Source organism: Rhizobium fabae (genome assembly GCF_003985135.1).
Taxonomy (GTDB): domain Bacteria; phylum Pseudomonadota; class Alphaproteobacteria; order Rhizobiales; family Rhizobiaceae; genus Rhizobium; species Rhizobium pisi.
Window position 1 is genome coordinate 391,578 of the sequence record NZ_ML133650.1, and the last position, 18,738, is coordinate 410,315.

Below are 18,738 nucleotides of genomic sequence, written 5' to 3' on the forward strand. Positions count from 1 at the left end.
TAAAAATTTAAAGAACGCGACGATTTATACTTTATCTGGGGCTGTTTCGCGCTCGATCGCACGCCAGCCGATGTCGCGCCGGCAGAAGCCGTTTTCCCACCTCACCTTGTCGAGCAACGCGTAGGCACGGTCTCTCGCCTCGCCGACCGTACCGCCTGACGCCGTGACATTGAGCACGCGGCCGCCGGTCGCAACCAGCGCGCCGTCCTTCAGGCCTGTGCCGGCATGAAACACCTTCTCACCGTCGCCCGCATCCGGCAAAGAGAGGATCGGCGTGTTCTTCTCGTAGGCGCCGGGATAACCCTTCGAGGCCATCACCACCGTCAGCGCCGGATCGTCGCTCCATTCGGCGCTGACCTGATCGAGCGTGCCGTTGGCTGCCGCCAGCAGCAGCGGCAGAAGATCGCTCTTCAACCGCATCATCAGCACCTGGCATTCGGGATCGCCGAAACGGACATTGTATTCGATGAGCTCCGGACCCTTCGCGGTGATCATCAGCCCGGCGAAGAAGACGCCGGAGAAGGGATGGCCGCTTTCGGCCATGCCGCGCATCGTCGGTTCGATGATCTCCTTCATGGTGCGCTCGACCATCTCGGCGGTCATGACAGGCGCCGGCGAATAGGCGCCCATGCCGCCGGTATTGACGCCGGTATCACCCTCGCCCACCCGCTTGTGGTCCTGGGCGGTTGCCAGCGGCAGCGCATGTTTTCCGTCGCAGAGGCAGAAGAAGCTCGCCTCCTCTCCGTCGAGATAGGCCTCGACGACGACTTCGGCGCCGGCAGCGCCAAAGGCGCCCTCGAAGCAGTCGTCCACAGCAGCCAGCGCCTCATCCAGCGTCATCGCCACCGTTACGCCCTTGCCGGCAGCAAGGCCATCGGCCTTGACCACGATCGGCGCACCCTGGGTTCGGATATAGGCTTTCGCCTTCGGCGCATTGTTGAAGCGCTGGTAGGCGCCAGTCGGAATGTCGTAGCGGGCGCAGATATCCTTGGTGAAACCCTTCGAGCCCTCGAGCTGGGCGGCGGCGGCGGAAGGACCGAAGACCGCAAGGCCATCGGTGCGCAGCCGGTCGGCAAGGCCGGCGACCAGCGGCCCCTCCGGGCCGACGACGACGAAATCGATCGCCTTGTCCTTGCAGAAAGACGCGACGGCTTCGTGATCCTCGACGTCAACGGACACCAGGGCAGCGTGTTCGGCGATGCCCGGATTGCCGGGTGCGGCGTAGAACTCCGTCATCACAGGCGATTGCGCCAGCTTCCACGCGAGCGCGTGCTCGCGTCCGCCCGATCCGATCAACAGAACCTTCATGCGCGACCCTTTTCTGTTTCGTCTGGCCTGGTCCGACTGGCGGTTAAGGGCGAAGAACCGAAAGGTCAAGCGGGAAAGCTTACCAGCCCCCGCCTCCACCGCCTCCGCCACCCCCGCCGGACGAGCCGCCGCCGGAAAAACCGGAGGACGAACTCGATGGCGGCGGCGAAGGAATCGTCGAGGCGATGGTCGAGGCCATCGAGGAAGAGAAGCCGCCGATGCGATCGGAGAAGCTGCCGCTGTTGAAATTGCCGGAGTACCAGGCCGGCGCATAGGCAGCGGCGGCACCTGCGGCCGCCGCCGCGAGCCAGGTTTCGAAGGCGCGCGACCAGGGCTTCTCGACGCCGAGCGCCACCGCATAGGGCAGCAGCGTCTCGAAATGTTGCGGCGACATGTCAGGGGCGCCCGCGGTGTTCATGCGGTCCTTCTCGGCAAGCGTCAGATACTGGCGCAGGCCGTCTATGCCGTCCATCATCTTGGCGCCGAGCGGGGTCGGTGCGCCCATGATGAAGACATAGAGGATGTTCAGGAGCACGATGCCGCCGACGGCAAAGAGCATCGGCGTTTCATGCAGCTCCATCAGTGACGAGGCGAGCGCCAGGACCACGGTTGCCAGGATGCTGATGCCGACGAAAACACCGATCGCGGTGGCGATGATGGCCAGGATCTTGCCGAACAGCGACTTGCCGCGATGCAGCGACCTGACGAAGCCGGCGACGAAAACCGCAACAAAGACCGAAATAGCGATCGGAATCAGCATCAGCGCGATCGTATCGGGCTCCAGCGAACCATAGACGAACAGCACCACGAGGGCTGCGGCGCTGAGCGCGATGCCGCCTGAGGTGTAACCCAGGTTGGAATTGTAGTATTTGCCGCGATGCTCCTTCTCGATCGCCGAGCGGAAGGCCTGGCCAACGGATTTCACCCGCTCGCCATTGGCCTTGTCGATCGTCAGCGTCGAGCCGGTGCCGCCGGCAACCTTCAGCAATTCGGTCTCGCCGGCCTGGAATTTCTCCTTGCCGAGCGGTTTGCCGGTGCCACGGATGACGATCGAATTCTTCAGGTCCTCGAGCTTGACGTAACCGCGCACAGCAAGATTGAGCGCAGTGGCGGACAGCGCCGTCCAGCCTTCGCCAGAGAAACCTTTGTTGTCGATGTAGTTGACCAGCGCCGGCGAGATGCCGTCTGGCGCATCCCAGCGCGGAACGACGACGCCGCGGGCGGGATCGCGGCCGACCTTCAGCCAGGAGCGCGTGTAGTAAGCGAAGACGAGGAACAGGCCGCCGAAGCCGATGAAATAATTGCGGTTGTCCTTGAGCCACCAGCTGCTTTCCATATCGGCGCTCGGCGGATCGATGGCGCCCTTCGCCATCTTGATCGAGAAGGTCAGGCCTTCGCGCGCACCAAGCGGCTCGGTCGTCGAAAAGACCAGACCGGCGCCGGTTTCACTGACGCGGGCATTCTTGCCTGTCGCGCCCTCCGGGCCGGTGAAGAAGATCGTGTCGGTGGCGCCGACGCCGGGCGGCAGCTTCACCGTCGCCGTGGCCGAGCGGATCGGGAAGATCCAGCCATTGCCGGTGACATTCCAGTAGAGTTCGTCATGATCGTCGAAATAGCGGATCTGGCGGTTGGTTCTGTAGGTGAAAGCATATTGGTGACGACCCGGAGTGACCGTCACGTCGGCAGAGCCTGCATAGATGCGGATGCCGCCCGAAATTGATTCCGTGTGCCAAGGCTCGTCGGCACCATCGCGCTTGACCGACACCATATCGAAATCGACGCTGCGGCGACGGCCCGACGCATCGGTGAAGTAGAGCGGGAAATCACGGAAGATGCCGTGATTGATCTGGTTGCCTTCGGCGTTGACGGTGATCGTTTCCGTCACCGTCATCGCGCCCCTCTTTTCGAGCGCGATATCGGAGGCGAAGCTGTCGATGACCTCGGCGGCAAACGCCGCCGGAGCCGCAAGCATCAACAGCAGCGCAAAGCAAAATCCGAAAAACCGACGCCCCATCCCTGTCCCCCCGGCGGCAGCCTCGGCCGCGCGTTCCGTCAATCGTTATCCTGATATGTCACGCCGAGTGCCGCGAGCGTCCGCCAGTAGGCGGGGAAGGTCTTGCCGACACAATCGGGATCGAGAATGGTGATGCCAGCGATCTTCAAGCCAGCGAGTGCGAAGCTCATGGCGATGCGATGATCGGCGAAACTATCGATCTCCGCCGGCAGGCGCTTGCCCGCAAGGGCCGGATCGGACTGTACGATCAGATCGTCGCCCTCTTCGCGGGCAAGATTCGGATCGATGCGTGTCAGCCCGGTCGAAAGCGCGCGGATACGGTCGCATTCCTTGACGCGCAGGTTGGCGATGCCGACGAAGCGGACCGGCGTCTCGTTGAAGGCGGCAAGCACGGCAAGCGTCGGAATGGCATCTTGCATCTGCGAGCCGTCGATTTCGGCCGGCAGATGCGGAAACCTGGCGATCATGTCATAGGCGCGGGCATCCGGCTGCGAGAAAGCTTCGGCGGGAACGCCGAGATCGATCGCGCCGCCGGTCAGGACTTCGGCGGCCCAAAGATAGGTCGCGGCCGAGGCATCCGGTTCGACGATGAAATCGGCGGCATGGTAGCCGGTCGGCTCGACACGCCATGTGACGGGGCTGGTCTTCTCGACCTTGGCGCCGAAGGCCTTCATGGCCGCCGTGGTCAGATCGATATAGCCGAGCGCGCCGATATCCTCGCCGACGAGTTCGATATCGACCGGCCGGTCGCCGCCCGCCGCCATCATCAGCAGGGCCGAGACGTACTGGCTGGAGAGGCCGCCATCGATGCGGATGCGGTCAGCCTGGAAGCGTCCGGTGCCCCTGACGGTGACCGGCGGGCAGCCGGTCTCGGCCGTGGCATCAATACCGAGCGCGCGCATCGCATCGACCAGCGGGCCGATCGGGCGCTTGCGCATATGCTCGTCGCCATCGACGATGACGGTGCCGTCGACCAGAGCCGCGGCGGCCGTGAGGAAGCGTGTCGCCGTGCCGGCATTGCCGAGGAAGAGCGGCGCCTTCGGCGGCAGCAGCCTGCCGCTGCCGGTGACGACGAAGGTGGTATCATCGGGCTCGTCGATCGTAACACCCATGGCGCGCAGCGCATCGGCCATATAACGCGTATCGTCGCTCTCCAGCGCCCCGGTCAGCCGGCTGGTGCCTTTCGCAAGGCCCGCGAGCAACAGGGCGCGATTGGTGATCGACTTGGAACCCGGCGGCATGGCGCGGCCCGAAAGCGGCTTGCCCGGCGGGATGATCGTTAGTTTGGCTGTGCGTGTCATGCTGTTCTTCCGTCCATAAGGCAGCCCTAAAGCGCGTCGCGATCTTTCAGATTCGCTTGTCGCGCTTTAGCTCTTTGGTTTTGCGCATGTCGTCATCGCAAAACCGCTGGACACTTTTGCGCGACATGCTTTAGCCGGCCGCAAATCTGCCCTTGCTCTTAATCGCTTTTTTGCAAAGGCAAAATGCCGGATCTTCAGAATTTCACGGTCGGGACGGCGCGATCGGCCTCTTTGGTGATTTCGAAATATTCCCGCTTGGCGAATCCGAACTGGCCGGCGACAAGATTGGAGGGGAAGCTTTCAACCTTGACGTTGAGATCGCGGGCCGCACCATTGTAATAACGCCGCGCCATCTGCAACTCGCCTTCCATGGTTTCCAGCGAGGCCTGGAGCTCGGCAAAGTTCTGGTTGGCCTTGAGATCCGGATAGGCTTCGGCAAGCGCGATGACCCGGCCGAGCGCCTGGCCGAGCAGCCCTTCCGCCTGCGCCCTGCCCGCGACATCACCTGATGGAACGGCCTGCGCCTTGTTGCGAAGTGAAACCACCTCTTCGAGCGTGGTCTTCTCATGGGCGGCATAGCCCTTGACCGTCTCGATCAGGTTCGGGATCAGATCGGCGCGGCGCTTGAGCTGCACGTCGATGCCGGACCAGGCTTCCTCAGCCATCTGCCGCGAGCGAACCAGGCCGTTATAAATAAAAACGACGTAGAGTACGACCAGAACGATGACGCCAAGCGCAATATACATCGCGAATCCCCCGCAACGAAGTAATGTCCGGGCGGAGACTACGCAGGTTTCCCGGCTGCCGTCAAACGCCGATATCGGCGAGGATTCGGGCCATCGCCTGATCCGGTGAAAGGTCTGTCGTGTCGATTTCGATGGTGCGTTCAGCCAGTCCGCGCAGCAGTTTATAGTTTGCCCGCAGCCGCCGCAGCATCGCAATATCCGTAAGCTTGAGCGCCTCGGATCGACCGGGAAAAGCAAGGCGCCTGGCATTCTCCTCCGGGGCGCAATCGAGCAGGATCGCTACGAGATCGGCGCCCCTTGCGGCCGCCAGATCGCGGTACCAGGAGAAGGTCGCGCTGTCATCTTCGTCGTCCGACAGGGCATCGGTAAAGACGAAGCTTTCAGCCGGGTCGGCGCGCACGGCATGATCGAAGACTGCCTGTCGAATCTGCCTGCGCAACGAGGCATGCAGCGGATCGCTGCGGGAGAACAGGGCCTCGGCCGGATTGAGCAAGGTGTGATTGTCGACGAGCCGCGCGCTGAGCCTTTTAGCCAGCAAGCGGCCAACGGTCAGCTTTCCCGTGCCCGGCCAGCCGTTGATATGGATGATATGGCCGGCGAGCTTCTCCGTCACGCTGCCTCTTTGGCCAGGTTGACGCCGCCGGCATCGGTCAGCAGAAAGGCTTCGCCGCAGGCCTTCGCGAGGGTGCGCACACGCAGGATATAGCTCTGGCGCTCCGTCACCGAGATGACGCCGCGGGCATCGAGCAGGTTGAAGACGTGGCTTGCCTTGATGCAATGGTCATAGGCCGGGAAGACGCATTTGTGCAGGCGCTGGTTGGGGTTGTCGCCCGGGGCGCCGGCATCGAGCAGTGCCCGGCATTCCTTCTCGGCATCGACGAAATGGCGATGCAGCATCTCGGTATTGGCGAATTCGAAATTGTGACGCGAATATTCCTGCTCGGCCTGCAGGAAGACGTCGCCATAGCTGATCTTCTCGTCGCCCTCCCGGCCGTTGAAATTCAGGTCGTAAACATTGTCGACGCCCTGGACATACATGGCGAGGCGCTCGAGACCATAGGTCAGTTCGCCGGCGACGGGCGAGCATTCGATGCCGCAGACCTGTTGGAAATAGGTGAACTGCGAGACTTCCATGCCGTCGCACCAGCATTCCCAGCCGAGGCCCCATGCGCCGAGCGTCGGGCTTTCCCAATCGTCCTCGACGAAACGGATGTCATGCAGCAGCGGATCGAGGCCGATCGCGGCCAGCGAGCCGAGATAGAGCTCCTGAAGGTTGGGCGGGTTGGGCTTCAGGATGACCTGGTACTGGTAATAATGCTGCAGGCGGTTCGGGTTTTCGCCGTAGCGGCCATCGGAGGGGCGGCGTGACGGCTGGACATAGGCCGCCTTCCAGGGCTTGGGGCCAAGCGCGCGCAGCGTGGTGGCGGGGTGAAAGGTGCCGGCGCCGACTTCCATGTCGTAGGGCTGCAGCACCGCGCAACCCTTGTCCGCCCAGTAGCTATGCAGGGTCAGGATCAGCGCCTGGAAGGAGCGCTTCGGGTTCATATGGTCTGGGATAGCTGACATCAAACGGCACCGATTGCTTGGGAATTATCGGCGCGACAGGTGCCATGGAGGGCCGCAACGGTCAAGACTTTTGCGGCGGCGGACATTTTCGACGCACACCGAAGCGCCTTATTCGTCCTCGCGCTTCAGCCGGTATTCTCCAGTCGCCGGATCCTTGACCAGGGTCCCGATCGCGCCAGTTTGGCGCTCCTTTTCAGCACGGCGCGACTTTTCGGCGAGCTTGCGGGCATCGGAGACGAAGCGGCGGTAGAGCCACCAGGCGGAAAAGACCAGGATCAGGATAGTAATAAGTTGCGGCATGGCCTTCTCTTGCTCTCCTTAAAGCCCGAAACGGCTCCACAATGCTCTCTCTTCCGCCGCTTCGACAAGCCCCGTCGCGAGGCCGGACGCCGCGCCTTCGAAGGAGACCGGCGAGACGCCGGGAATGCGGCGGCCAAGCAGGCCGCGGCCGGCGGTGACAAGCTCTAGCTTGGCTTTCTGACCGTAGCGCCTCTTCAACTCCTGGCGCATGTCGCCGAGGCCATCGATGAGGCCGAGCTCGAGGCCGCGCGTGCCGCTCCAGAACAGGCCGGAAAAAACCGTCGCATCGTCCTTCAGTTTGCCGGCGCGACGCTCGCGCACCATCGATATGAAGACCTGGTGGATCTCGAGCTGCAGGCTCTTCAGGTACTCGATATCCTTCTCCTTTTCCGGCTGGAAAGGATCGAGGATCACCTTGTTTTCACCCGCCGTATAGACGCGGCGCTCGACGCCGATCTTTTTCAAGAGTTCGGGAAAGCCGAAGCCGCCGGAGACGACGCCGATCGAGCCGACGATCGAGGTGGCGTCGGCGATGATCTCGTCGCCGGCAAGGGCGATCATGTAACCACCGGAGGCGGCGACGTCCTCGACGAAAACAAGCACCTTCTTCTGCTTTTCGCGAGCGAGCTCGCGAATGCGGGTGAAGATCAGGCGCGACTGCACCGGCGAGCCGCCCGGCGAATTGATGGAGATGGCAACCGCCGGCGCGTCCTTCATGGCGAAGGCCTTTTCCAGGACCGGCGCGACATTGGCGAGATTGAGGGTCGGGCGGAACTGGCCGCCGCCGCTGATGATCGCGCCCTGCAGCCGGACGACCGGGATGGTGATGCCGTCCTTGCGGAACCATTTAGGCAGCAGCTTTCTCAAGAATCCGGCCATTTCCCATCCTTCGCTTCGGGTCGCACGATCGTCACCCATGTATGCGTTGGAACGCCAAACGCAATGGCCGTGTTCTGGAAATCACCGAGTTTGATTTTCCTGTTGCGAATGACTTGCATTATCATTCTAATCCGTCATAGTGCGCGGACGATAGAACAGGTGGAAATCGCATGGACGTCCTCAATCCGAATGCAAGAAGCGGCTGGCGGCACGAACGCGGAGAGGCATCGCTGTCCGATGTCTACCGCACCGTCGGAACCGGGCGTCCCAGCTCGAGGTGGCGAAGGGCCGCCGCCTTCGCCGGGCCGGGCTACATGGTGGCCGTTGGCTACATGGACCCCGGCAACTGGGCGACCTCGCTCGCCGGCGGCTCTAAATTTGGCTATGCGCTGCTGACCGTCGCCCTGCTTTCCAACCTGATGGCGATCGTGTTGCAATCGCTCTGCGCGCGCCTGGCGATCGCCTCCGGCCGTGATCTTGCGCAGGCCTGCCGCGACGCCTTTCCCAGATATGTTTCGGTGCCGCTCTGGGCTTTCGCCGAGATTGCCATCATCGCCACCGACATCGCCGAGGTGATCGGCACCGCGATCGGCCTCAACCTGCTGATGGGCATCCCCCTCGAACTCGGCGTGCTGATCACCGCGCTCGACGTCTTCGTGATCCTCTTCCTGCAGAAGCTCGGTTTCCGCTGGGTGGAAGCCTTCATCATCGCGCTGCTCGGCGTCATCGCGGTCTGCTTCGGCGTGCAGATCCTGCTTGCCGACCCGCAATGGGGCGCCGTCCTCACCGGCTTCTTCCCGACCACCGAAATCGTCAGCAATCCGGAGATGCTCTATCTGGCGCTTGGCATTCTCGGCGCGACCGTGATGCCGCACAATCTCTACCTCCACTCCGGCATCGTGCAGACGCGGGCCTATGGCCATACAGTGCCTGAGAAGAAGGAGGCGCTGACCTATGCGACGATCGACTCGACGGTCGCACTCTGTTTTGCGCTGCTGATCAACGCCTCTATTCTGATCCTGGCGGCGGCCGCCTTCAATGCGCATGGCAGGACCGATATCGTCGAACTCGGCGAGGCGCATTCGCTGCTGTCGCCGCTGCTGGGTCTTGCGATCGCGCCGACCTTGTTCGGCATTGCACTTCTCTGCTGCGGCCTCAACTCGACGGTGACGGCAACGCTTGCCGGCCAGATCGTCATGGAAGGCTTCCTGAAGATCAAGCTGAAGCCCTGGGTGCGCCGCCTGATCACCCGCGCCATCGCCATCGTGCCGGCGGCGATCGTCACCATCTGGTATGGCGACCAGGGCACGGCGCGGCTGCTGATCCTGACGCAGGTGGTGCTCAGCCTGCAGCTTTCCTTCGCCGTCTTCCCGCTTGTCATGTTCACCGCCAGCAAGGCCAAGATGGGCGAACTTGTGGCGCCGCGCTGGCTGAGCGGCATTGCTTACGTGATCGCGATTGTGATCGCTGTGCTGAACGTCAAGCTGCTCTCCGACTTCGTCACCGGCTAAAGCAATTTCAGCCTAGAGCCTGTCATAGGCCGCCCGGCCATTGTTGAAATCATCGACGAGAGGGGAGAACTTGTGGCTCCCCTCTTCGTGCATGATGAGCGGCGCGCGCAGCGACAGACGAGCCCTCGATCCCTTGATTGCGGTCACCAGGATGCGGACGGCGTTTTCACGCTCACGCGGATGAACGGCGGTGATCTCGATGCCGCCGAAGCGCCGGCCGCAGGCAGTAATGATCTCGGCGATCGATTGGGGCCTTGCGATCAGCGACAATTGCCCGCCCGGGATCATGATGGCGCCTGCGGTGCGGACCCAGCTTTCGAACAGGCCGTCGGTCATCGCATGGGCTTCGGCCTTCAGCGCATCCGGCGTGCGCCGGTCGCCGGCATCGTTGAAGGGCGGGTTCATGATGACGTGGTGGAAGCTCTCGTCGAGGAGGCCGGCCTCGTTGCGCGCCTTGGCGGTCAGCGTCACATCGGCCTCGACGACGCTGACGCGGCCGGCGACATGGGCATTGCCGGGCAGGAGGATGCTGCGGCGGGCATAATCGGCCATCTCGGCCGAGCGTTCGAATAGCACCACTTGCGTATCGGCAAGGCGCGAGGCGACGGCAAGGCCGGCTGCACCCGCACCGGCGCCGAGATCGGCGACCCGGACCGGACGGTCGTCGGCGACGAGAGCCGCAAGCAGCATCGCGTCCATGCCGGAGCGATGGCCCCTGCCCTTCGGCTGCAACAGATGGAAGGCGCCGCGATGGAAGGCATCGATGGTTTCGGCAGGCTTCCCGGTCATCAGGCGCTCACTTCTTCTCGCGCAATTCGCCGCCGAGACCGGCGTCGATCAGGATGCGGCGCGCCCGATCGGCCATGTCCTCATCCACCAGAAGACGACGCGGCAGCATGCCGAGCGAGCCCTCCAGCACGCTCATTCCCTGATCGGCGATGAAGCAGTGAATTCCCGCATCCTTCATCAAGCTCTCGGCAAAAGAGAGAAGAACAGGATCGTTGGCACGGATAAGTTCATGCATTTGCCGTCATTTTCCTTCCAATTTCGCCCAGCGCGACAATTCACCCCTTGCCGCGTCCACCGCCCCTTTCTATTGTCAGCTGTAATGAATGAACAGGAGTCCGGGTCGTTGGGCGTGGTCATACCGCTTGAAGAAAGCAAAAACAAACTGGCATCCATAAAGCCATTGGTCGATCTCACCAAGGCCGACATGGAGCGGGTGAACCAGCTCATTCTGTCCAAGGCCGGCTCCGACGTGCAGATGATCCCCGAGGTGGCGAACCATCTGATCTCATCCGGCGGCAAGCGGCTGCGGCCGATGCTGACGCTGGCTGCCGCCTCGCTGTTCGACTACAGGGGTGAAAACCACATCAAGCTCGCCACATCGGTCGAGTTTATGCACACGGCAACGTTGCTACATGACGACGTCGTTGACGAAAGCGACCTTCGCCGCGGCAAATCGACCGCGCGGATGATCTGGGGCAACCAGGCAAGCGTGCTGGTGGGCGATTTCCTGCTCGGCCAGGCCTTCCGCATGATGGTCGATGTAGGCTCGCTCGATGCGCTCGACGTCCTGTCTTCCGCGGCCTGCGTGATCGCCGAAGGCGAGGTTCTGCAGCTTTCCGTCGCCAAGAACATGGAGACGACCGAGGATGACTATCTCTCCGTCATCCGCGCCAAGACGGCGGCTCTGTTTGCGGCTGCCGCCGAAGTCGGGCCGATCGTCGCCGATGCCGGCAGATCCGGCCGAAACGCGCTGAAATCCTATGGCATGAATCTCGGCCTGGCCTTCCAGCTCGTCGACGACGCTCTTGATTACGGCGGCAAGGCGGCCGATCTCGGCAAGAATGTCGGCGATGATTTCCGCGAGGGCAAGATCACGCTGCCCGTCATCCTCGCCTATCGCCGCGGCACCGAAGACGAGCGCGCCTTCTGGCGCGATGCGATCGAGGCCGGCAATAGCACCGACGCCAACCTGGAAAAGGCGCTAGGGCTGATCACCAAATATGGCACGCTGGGCGACACCATCGGCCGTGCCGTCCATTATGGCACCATCGCGCGGGACGCACTTGCGCCGCTTCCCGATACGGTATGGAAATCCGCCCTGATGGAAGTGATCGATTTCTGCATCGAGCGCGTTAATTAATCGAACATCCTCGGTTGCAGTCTGATTTTCTTGCGGCGGCGCTTCAAAAAAGCCATCCTGTTATGAATCAGTGATCGCAACTGGTTTTGCGACCGGCACCATGGCCGGGACGCTCTCGAAGAAAGGTTTCCGAATGCGGCAGAGATTTGCCATCCGTCTTCTTACGAGCGCAGCGCTAGTGGCTGTCCTTTCGCTCGGCGGCGTCGGCGGCGTGAGTGCCGAGGATGCGGTCAAGGCCAGCGATGCCCCCAAAGCCGACAACTTCGATGCCGACAGCGTCACGACCTTCTCCGGCGCCTTCCTTGCCGCACGCACGGCCGATGTCGATCACGATTACGAAACAGCGATCGAGCTCTATAAGAAGGCGCTGCAGATCGAGCCCGGCAATCCGGAGATTCGCCAGCGACTGATGATCTCGCTGCTACTCAGCGGCGACATCAAAGAAGGCGTCAAATATGCCAACGACCTGAAGGGCGATCCTTCCGTCGAGCGCATCACCACGATCGTGCGCGGCATGGATGCGGTGCGCCGCGGCGACTACAAGACCGCCGAGGCCATCCTGAAATACAAGGGACCGAACGATCTCGACCGGATGATGAACGACCTCCTGCTTGCCTGGGCCCGCGTCGGCGCCGGCCGTGGCAAGGAAGCGCTCGCCATGGTCGAGAAGATGAAGGGACCGGATTGGTTCCGCATCTTCCAGAATTACAATGCCGGCGCGATTGCCATCGTCAGCGGCGACGTGAAATCCGCCCGCCAGCATCTGAACGATGCCGTGCTCGACAAGGAGGGGGGCGCGACGGCGCCCGACACCTTCATGCGCGCGGTGATGGCGCTTGCCCGCCTCGAAGCCACGCAGGGCAACAAGCAGAAGGCGCTCGACGCCGTTTCCGTCGGCGACAACCTGTTGCCGAACTATGCGCCGCTGAACGCGCTGCGCGACAGCATCGAGAAGGATGAGAAGCAGGAGCAGCAGGTCAAGACGGCGGAAGAAGGGGCTGCCGGCGTGCTCTTCTCCGTCGGCGGCGCGCTGAACCGCGACGGCGCTGAGGATATCGTCTCGCTTTACCTGCAGACGGCCAATGCGCTCGACCCGAACAGCGCCGATACGCTGGTATTACTCGGCGGCATTGCCGAGAAGCAGAACCAGATGGACCGCGCCATCGCGCTCTACAAGAAAGTGCCTGACAATTCACCGATGCGGCGCATCTCCGAGCTGCAGCTCGGCCTTGCCCTTGCCCAGGGCGGCAAGGTGGACGAGGCGCGCAAGCACCTGCAGGCTCTGATCGCTTCCGACCCGAAGGATATCCGCAGCTACCTCGCCTATGGCAGCGTGCTGTCCGATGCCAAGGACTACGAGGCGATGGCCACCAATTACGACAAGGCGGTCGAAGCGATCGGCCCCCTACCCGGCCGCGCCAACTGGAGCGTCTTCTTCCAGCGCGGCATTGCCTATGAGCGGCTGAAGAAGTGGGACCAGGCGGAACCGAACTTCCGCAAGGCGCTGGAACTCAATCCCGACCAACCGCAGGTGCTGAATTACCTCGGCTATTCCTGGATCGACATGAACCGTAATCTCGACGAAGGTCTCGGCATGATCAAGAAAGCCGTCGACCTTCGCCCCGACGACGGCTACATCATCGATTCACTGGGCTGGGCCTATTTCCGGCTCAATCGCTTCGACGATGCCGTCGAAGAGCTGGAGCGGGCGGCGCAGATCAAGGCCGGCGACGCGACGATCAACGACCATCTCGGCGATGCCTACTGGCGCGTCGGGCGCAAGCTCGAAGCCGTCTACCAGTGGAACCGGGCACTCAGCTCCGAGCCCGAGGCTGCCGAAATTCCGAAAATCAAGGACAAGATCGCCAACGGCCTGCCGGCCGGCAGCGACGATGCCAAGGCGGCCGACAAGAAGCAGCCTGACCCAGCACCCGTCACTCCGCCGCCGGTCGATAAGAAATCCTGACGGGCGGCCGCGTGCCTGAAGAAGGCTTGGCGGGTTCGAGATCAGAGAAATAGAGCATGATGCCGTCCGAAAACCACTCACACTTTTCGGCATCACGCTCTAGCGTCACCGAAGAAGCGCGCGCGAAGATCAACCTGGCCCTGCATGTGACGGGCCAGCGGTCGGATGGCTATCACCTGCTCGACATGCTGGTGACCTTCGCAGGTCATGGCGACCGCCTGAGTTTCGCGCCATCGCAGACCGATGCGTTCACTTTATCGGGCCGTTTCGCTGTAACGCTCGCCGGCGACGGCGGCACGAACCTGGTGCTGAAGGCGCGCGACCTGCTGCGCGAGGCGGTCGGCGCCCTCGCCTTCCCCGTCCGAATTCACTTGGAAAAGAACCTGCCGATCGCCTCCGGCATTGGCGGCGGCTCGGCCGATGCGGCGGCAGCGCTGCGCGGGCTGATGCGGCTCTGGGGCGCGACGCTGCCCAAGGAGACGCTCGCCGCGCTCGCGCTGAAACTCGGCGCCGACGTGCCGATGTGCCTGGAGAGCCGGCCGCTGATTGCCCGCGGCATCGGCGAAAAGATCGAACCGACGCCCGATCTGCCCGCCCTTGCCATGGTGCTTGCCAATCCGCTGAAAGGCGTCTCGACGCCCGACGTTTTCCGTCGGCTGACGACAAAGAACAATCCGGCCTTGACCCTGCCTCGGACTGGCGACTGGATTGCTGCGATCGCAGCTGCCCGCAACGACCTGGAGCCGCTGGCGCGCCAACTGGTGCCGGAAATCGGTGAAATCTCGGCCCTGTTGCAAGCCAGCGGCGCGCTCATGACCCGCATGTCCGGCTCCGGCGCCACCTGCTTCGGGATCTTTGCGAGCATGAGTGCGGCGGAAGAGGCCGCCGCGACCCTTCACGGCGAGCGGCCTGACTGGTATTTCCAAGCAACGGAAACGGTTTCGGGAGGCGCATAATGGCAAGTCTGAACGAAAAGCGGCCCTTCATCGCTGTCGGCATCGCGATTCTCACCATCTCGGACACCCGCACGGCTGAGACCGACAAATCAGGCGATACGCTGGCAGAGCGAATCTCCGAAGCAGGCCATCGGCTGGTTGACCGGGCGATCGTGCCCGATGATCGGGAAAAAATCGCCGCGCGGGTGAAGGCCTGGACTGACAGCAAAGACATAGACGTCGTCATCACCACTGGTGGCACCGGCTTTACCGGCCGCGATGTGACGCCCGAGGCGCTGGAGCCTTTGTTCGAAAAGCGGATGGAGGGCTTTTCCGCTATCTTCCACCGCATCTCCTACGAGAAAATCGGCACCGCGACGATCCAGTCGCGCGCCACGGCAGGCGTTGCCAATTCCACCTTTATCTTCGTGCTGCCGGGCTCGCCCGGCGCCTGCCGGGATGCCTGGGACGGCATTCTGAAAGGACAGCTCGACTATCGCAGCGCGCCGTGCAACTTCGTCGAGATCATGCCGCGGCTGGACGAGCACCTGAGACGCGGCGCAGCCAAGTAGACTGCCTGTTTTCGGTGCGCTGGGAATCACCGGCACCTCGCCTATGTGGCAATGCCCGGCAGAGCGGGCATCGTATCCCAGCTGTCACCCGACAGCAGGATGCAGCTCACGCCGTGAACATCCGTCACGATGAGTGTCCAGGTGCCGCTTTCGGCGGCATAGACCTCAAGAATCGCGTTCTGGTTGATCAGTCCGACTGCCGTGAGCTTTTCGGCGAAGTTCTTGTCCAGGAAATTGACGATTTCGGGTCGGCCTGCGCAACTGCGCATCGTCTGCGATGCTGCCGAATGCGGATGCGCGATCACCAATGTCGGCAATATGACGGCCAGCAGGCCGTAGATCATACCGCGTACCATGACGCACCTCCTTTCGCCGGGAACCCGGCAGAAGAGGAGATTTTCGCTGACCTGTTCTGCCGTTACCGGCATCCATGGCCTTCCGTTGCGAAGCGAGGCGCTTCGACGGCGCCATAAGGAAATTATAGCGCGAAATCGTATCGGGCGCCATCTTTACGCGCGACACCTACCGCGCGGTGCGGGCGACCCAGGATGGAATCAGTTCGCTCGAGAGCTTCCGCGGTTTCTGGCCCTTCACGAATTCGGCAAGCGGCATGCCGCTTTTGGCGATGGCGAGCGCCTGCTTCTTCGGCAGGAGAAAGCCGAGCTCCAACGGCGGCACTGTTCGGCCGACACGCTGGAAGAACGGGCGCCGGTAGCCGCGCGACGCGGTAAAGCGCGCCGGCAGCTTGTTCAGCGCCACATATTCGGCGATCTCATCGATCCAGCCCGCCTGGGGTCTCGCGCCGGGCTCGACGAAAAGCAGCCATTCGCCGCGGGCCGATCGGACGATGTCCTTGATATCCCATTCAGAATGGAAACGGCAGCCGGCCGCATCCGCCACCCTCGAGGTGCCGTCGCGCGAGCCATGATCGAGCACGATCACATCGCTCACAAGCCCCTCGACCGCGCCGGTTACCAATACCGACAGGGTCTGGGCAAGCTCGGATTCCTGATCCAGACATTCAAGAACAACTGTCAACATCGGCTATCTATAATGCGCCGCACAAATTTTTACCAGCAACGTTTCCCTCATTTTGTTCTTGCATTGTTCTCTTTTTGCCGATAGGAATTTAATCATCAAAACGGGCGGAGGCGATAGCTTCTCCGCCACGGGAGAATCCGATGAGAGAGCAGTCCCTGGCAGGGCAGGCCGCATTCGCGCCTGCCAATACGGCAGATATTGCCGATGCGATGATCGTGTCCTCCGGTCTCAGGATCGAAGTCGACCGCCGGCGCGGGCGCGGGGCCGGACTGAATCCGACAGGACGGTTCGAGGCATTGCAGCGGGAGACCTTCGACGACGGCTGGCAGAGCCTGGAAGAGCTTCCGCCTTTCAAGACGGAAGTGCAGGTCGAGAAGCCGCGCACGGCCATCACCCGCAACGAATCGCCCGATATTTCCTTCGACCGCTCGATCAATCCCTATCGCGGCTGCGAGCATGGCTGCATCTATTGCTTCGCCCGGCCGACCCACGCCTATATGGGGCTCTCCGCCGGTCTCGATTTCGAGACGAAGCTGTTTGCCAAGCCCGATGCGGCAAAACTGCTGGAGCGGGAGCTCGCCAAGCCGGGCTACAAAGTGCGGGTGATCGCAATCGGCACCAATACCGACCCCTATCAGCCGATCGAGAAGGAATGGCGCATCATGCGCGGAATCCTCGAGGTTCTGAACAAGGCGAACCATCCGGTGTCGATCGTCACCAAATCGGCGATGATCCTGCGTGACCTCGACATCCTGCAGGAGATGGCAAGCAAGAACCTGGTGCGCGTCGGCATTTCGGTGACGACGCTCGACCGCAAACTTGCCCGGACGATGGAGCCCCGCGCCGCCACGCCGCCGCGGCGCCTGGAGACGATCCGTGCGCTCGCGGAGGCAGGTATCCAGACGGCTGTGATGGCCGCTCCGCTCATCCCGGCGCTGAACGACCACGAGTTGGAGCGTATCCTCGAATCGGCCAAGGCTGTCGGCGCCGCGGAGGCAAGCTATGTCATCCTTCGGCTACCGCTCGAAGTCAGCCCGCTCTTTCGCGATTGGCTGCTGCAGCATTATCCGGACCGGTACCGGCATGTGATGTCGCTGGTGCGTTCGATGCGTGGCGGCAAGGACTACGATGCCGACTTCGGCAAGCGCATGAAGGGTGCGGGTCCCTATGCCTGGCAGATCGCGCGCCGGTTTGAAATGGCAGCCAGGCGTTTCGGCCTGACGCGACGCAGCGTGCCGCTGCGCGACGATCTGTTCGTGCCGCCCGATGGCAGCGGCGTGCAGCTGTCGCTACTCTAATTTTTCCAGCTTGCGCATCGCGTCTCAAGAAAACCGCCCTGTTTTCGAGCCCCGAGCGCAATTCCCGCGGATGGCCCTGACCGCCACCATCCGCCGGACCCAGTCCCCGGCCGCCGCCCTGATCCGGGGACTTGCGGGAAATCGGGTTGGCGTGCGAGTTTCAGCCGCATGAAACGTCGCACGCCACCCGATTCTCCCCTGCTTTTCGACACGGCTCCGCTCGTGCCGGACTTCCGCCTCGAACTGAAAGCCCGCAAGGCCGGGCATTGGCCGGTCGCCGGCGCCGATGAGGCAGGCCGCGGACCGTTGGCCGGGCCTGTGGTGGCTGCCGCCGTGATTCTCGATCCGAAGCGTATCCCTGAGGGCCTCAACGATTCCAAGCAGCTTTCCGCGCAACGGCGAGAGGAGCTTTTCGTACAGATTCTGGCGACCGCGACCGTCTCCATTGCCTCATCCAGCTCGACGCGCATTGATGAGACTGACATTCGCAAGGCGAGCCTCGATGCCATGCGCCGCGCAATCTGCAGCCTCGCCATTCCCGCAAGCTATGTGCTGACGGATGGGCTCGACGTGCCGCCCGGCCTCGACTGCCCAGGACAGGCGGTGGTTAAAGGTGACGCCCGCTCGATCTCGATTGCGGCCGCCTCGATCGTCGCCAAGGTGACGCGCGACCGGATGATGGCGCGCGCGCATGCCGTCTTTCCGGACTATGGTTTTGCGGCACATGCGGGCTACGGCACGGCGCAGCACCGCGCCGGCATCGAGAAGCATGGCCCCTGCTCCCTCCACCGGATGAGCTTCAGACCGTTGCGCAAGGGCGATGATGGTCCCGAGACGGACGAGCTAATCCCGGAGTAGAGTTGCTCAAAAGAAAAAGGCCGGGACAAGCCCGGCCTTCAGACTGCTGACAAACCCGTCGATTTTTTCGGCGGGTTTTGCTTTTTTGGCGATTGGATTTTTTGCCGGTTGTGTTGGCAGAGGGCGAAGAAGGAGGTTTCGGCTTACGCCGTGGCCGGTTTTGGTGCTTTTGTCAGGGCCATTGCGATCTTCTTGATGTTTTGGGCGGCCGCAGCCAACAGGCACTGGCATGCGACGCGGGTGCGACTTCGGAAGCGGGCATAGCGATGCCCGTGAAGCTGCTTGGCATCGGCA

At 62.7% G+C, this 18,738-nt stretch carries 19 protein-coding genes and 1 pseudogene; 7 read left to right on the forward strand and 13 right to left on the reverse strand.

All coding sequences use genetic code 11. From position 1 onward, the window contains the following. Positions 1 to 24: 24 nt before the first annotated feature. The 8 genes from purD to EFB14_RS15470 all read right to left on the reverse strand — a co-directional run bounded on the left by purD (position 25) and on the right by EFB14_RS15470 (position 8,114). Complete coding sequence (gene purD / locus EFB14_RS15435; RefSeq protein WP_125843932.1) at positions 25 to 1,308, reverse strand: phosphoribosylamine--glycine ligase; 1,284 nt, start codon at positions 1,306 to 1,308, stop codon at positions 25 to 27. A 79-nt stretch (positions 1,309 to 1,387) separates the two neighbouring features. After that, a complete protein-coding gene (locus tag EFB14_RS15440) occupies positions 1,388 to 3,322 on the reverse strand; it encodes a DUF2207 domain-containing protein (protein ID WP_125844105.1) in 1,935 nt (644 codons plus the stop codon). 38 nt (positions 3,323 to 3,360) lie between these two features. Further along, positions 3,361 to 4,623, reverse strand: coding sequence for a 3-phosphoshikimate 1-carboxyvinyltransferase (locus tag EFB14_RS15445; protein ID WP_126826605.1), 1,263 nt, complete (start codon positions 4,621 to 4,623; stop codon positions 3,361 to 3,363). A gap of 194 nt (positions 4,624 to 4,817) precedes the next feature. Beyond that, positions 4,818 to 5,369 carry a LemA family protein gene (locus tag EFB14_RS15450; RefSeq protein WP_126826608.1) on the reverse strand — a complete coding sequence of 184 codons (552 nt, stop codon included), beginning with the start codon at positions 5,367 to 5,369 and terminating at the stop codon, positions 4,818 to 4,820. Between the two features lie 61 nt (positions 5,370 to 5,430). Further along, on the reverse strand, positions 5,431 to 5,982 hold the full coding sequence (locus tag EFB14_RS15455) for a P-loop nucleotide/nucleoside kinase family protein (RefSeq protein WP_126826611.1): 552 nt from the start codon (positions 5,980 to 5,982) through the stop codon (positions 5,431 to 5,433). Beyond that, positions 5,979 to 6,935 carry a glycine--tRNA ligase subunit alpha gene (locus EFB14_RS15460; RefSeq protein WP_126826614.1) on the reverse strand — a complete coding sequence of 319 codons (957 nt, stop codon included), beginning with the start codon at positions 6,933 to 6,935 and terminating at the stop codon, positions 5,979 to 5,981. Before EFB14_RS15460 ends, EFB14_RS15455 begins: the two co-directional genes overlap by 4 nt. A gap of 108 nt (positions 6,936 to 7,043) precedes the next feature. Beyond that, positions 7,044 to 7,235: a hypothetical protein gene (locus EFB14_RS15465; protein ID WP_125843927.1), complete on the reverse strand. Its 192-nt coding sequence runs from the start codon at positions 7,233 to 7,235 to the stop codon at positions 7,044 to 7,046. A gap of 18 nt (positions 7,236 to 7,253) precedes the next feature. Beyond that, complete coding sequence (locus EFB14_RS15470; RefSeq protein ID WP_126826617.1) at positions 7,254 to 8,114, reverse strand: S49 family peptidase; 861 nt, start codon at positions 8,112 to 8,114, stop codon at positions 7,254 to 7,256. Between the two features lie 170 nt (positions 8,115 to 8,284). On the opposite strand from EFB14_RS15470, the gene EFB14_RS15475 reads away from it, so the two are divergent. Next, on the forward strand, positions 8,285 to 9,625 hold the full coding sequence (locus tag EFB14_RS15475; RefSeq protein WP_125843925.1) for an Nramp family divalent metal transporter: 1,341 nt from the start codon (positions 8,285 to 8,287) through the stop codon (positions 9,623 to 9,625). 12 nt (positions 9,626 to 9,637) lie between these two features. Here the strand turns inward: EFB14_RS15475 and EFB14_RS15480 are convergent, their stop codons facing one another. Beyond that, a complete protein-coding gene (locus EFB14_RS15480; protein WP_126826620.1) occupies positions 9,638 to 10,414 on the reverse strand; it encodes a tRNA1(Val) (adenine(37)-N6)-methyltransferase in 777 nt (258 codons plus the stop codon). Between the two features lie 7 nt (positions 10,415 to 10,421). After that, on the reverse strand, positions 10,422 to 10,649 hold the full coding sequence (locus tag EFB14_RS15485) for a putative signal transducing protein (RefSeq protein WP_125843923.1): 228 nt from the start codon (positions 10,647 to 10,649) through the stop codon (positions 10,422 to 10,424). A 108-nt stretch (positions 10,650 to 10,757) separates the two neighbouring features. Here EFB14_RS15485 and EFB14_RS15490 point away from each other — a divergent pair, with 108 nt between their 5' ends. From EFB14_RS15490 to moaB, 4 genes are all read left to right on the forward strand, one after another. After that, complete coding sequence (locus EFB14_RS15490) at positions 10,758 to 11,774, forward strand: polyprenyl synthetase family protein (protein WP_125843922.1); 1,017 nt, start codon at positions 10,758 to 10,760, stop codon at positions 11,772 to 11,774. Between the two features lie 133 nt (positions 11,775 to 11,907). Next, positions 11,908 to 13,740: a tetratricopeptide repeat protein gene (locus EFB14_RS15495; protein ID WP_125843921.1), complete on the forward strand. Its 1,833-nt coding sequence runs from the start codon at positions 11,908 to 11,910 to the stop codon at positions 13,738 to 13,740. A gap of 56 nt (positions 13,741 to 13,796) precedes the next feature. Then, entirely contained in the window at positions 13,797 to 14,696 is a 900-nt protein-coding gene (locus tag EFB14_RS15500; RefSeq protein WP_126826623.1) for a 4-(cytidine 5'-diphospho)-2-C-methyl-D-erythritol kinase, read from the forward strand. Next, positions 14,696 to 15,247 carry a molybdenum cofactor biosynthesis protein B gene (gene moaB, locus EFB14_RS15505; protein ID WP_125843919.1) on the forward strand — a complete coding sequence of 184 codons (552 nt, stop codon included), beginning with the start codon at positions 14,696 to 14,698 and terminating at the stop codon, positions 15,245 to 15,247. The genes EFB14_RS15500 and moaB overlap by 1 nt, the downstream gene beginning before the upstream one ends. Before the next feature lie 41 nt (positions 15,248 to 15,288). Here moaB and EFB14_RS15510 read toward each other — a convergent pair whose 3' ends face one another. Beyond that, positions 15,289 to 15,603 (reverse strand): hypothetical protein, encoded by a 315-nt coding sequence (locus EFB14_RS15510; protein ID WP_125843918.1) that lies wholly within the window; start codon positions 15,601 to 15,603, stop codon positions 15,289 to 15,291. A gap of 166 nt (positions 15,604 to 15,769) precedes the next feature. Continuing rightward, complete coding sequence (locus tag EFB14_RS15515; RefSeq protein ID WP_125843917.1) at positions 15,770 to 16,288, reverse strand: glycosyltransferase family 2 protein; 519 nt, start codon at positions 16,286 to 16,288, stop codon at positions 15,770 to 15,772. Between the two features lie 140 nt (positions 16,289 to 16,428). Here EFB14_RS15515 and EFB14_RS15520 point away from each other — a divergent pair, with 140 nt between their 5' ends. Beyond that, a complete protein-coding gene (locus EFB14_RS15520) occupies positions 16,429 to 17,586 on the forward strand; it encodes a PA0069 family radical SAM protein (RefSeq protein ID WP_126826626.1) in 1,158 nt (385 codons plus the stop codon). 168 nt (positions 17,587 to 17,754) lie between these two features. Further along, positions 17,755 to 18,444, forward strand: a complete 690-nt coding sequence (locus EFB14_RS15525) for a ribonuclease HII (RefSeq protein ID WP_126826629.1) — start codon at positions 17,755 to 17,757, stop codon at positions 18,442 to 18,444. Between the two features lie 143 nt (positions 18,445 to 18,587). Here EFB14_RS15525 and EFB14_RS15530 read toward each other — a convergent pair. Then, positions 18,588 to 18,738, reverse strand: a pseudogene (locus EFB14_RS15530) (IS5/IS1182 family transposase); the annotation flags it as partial.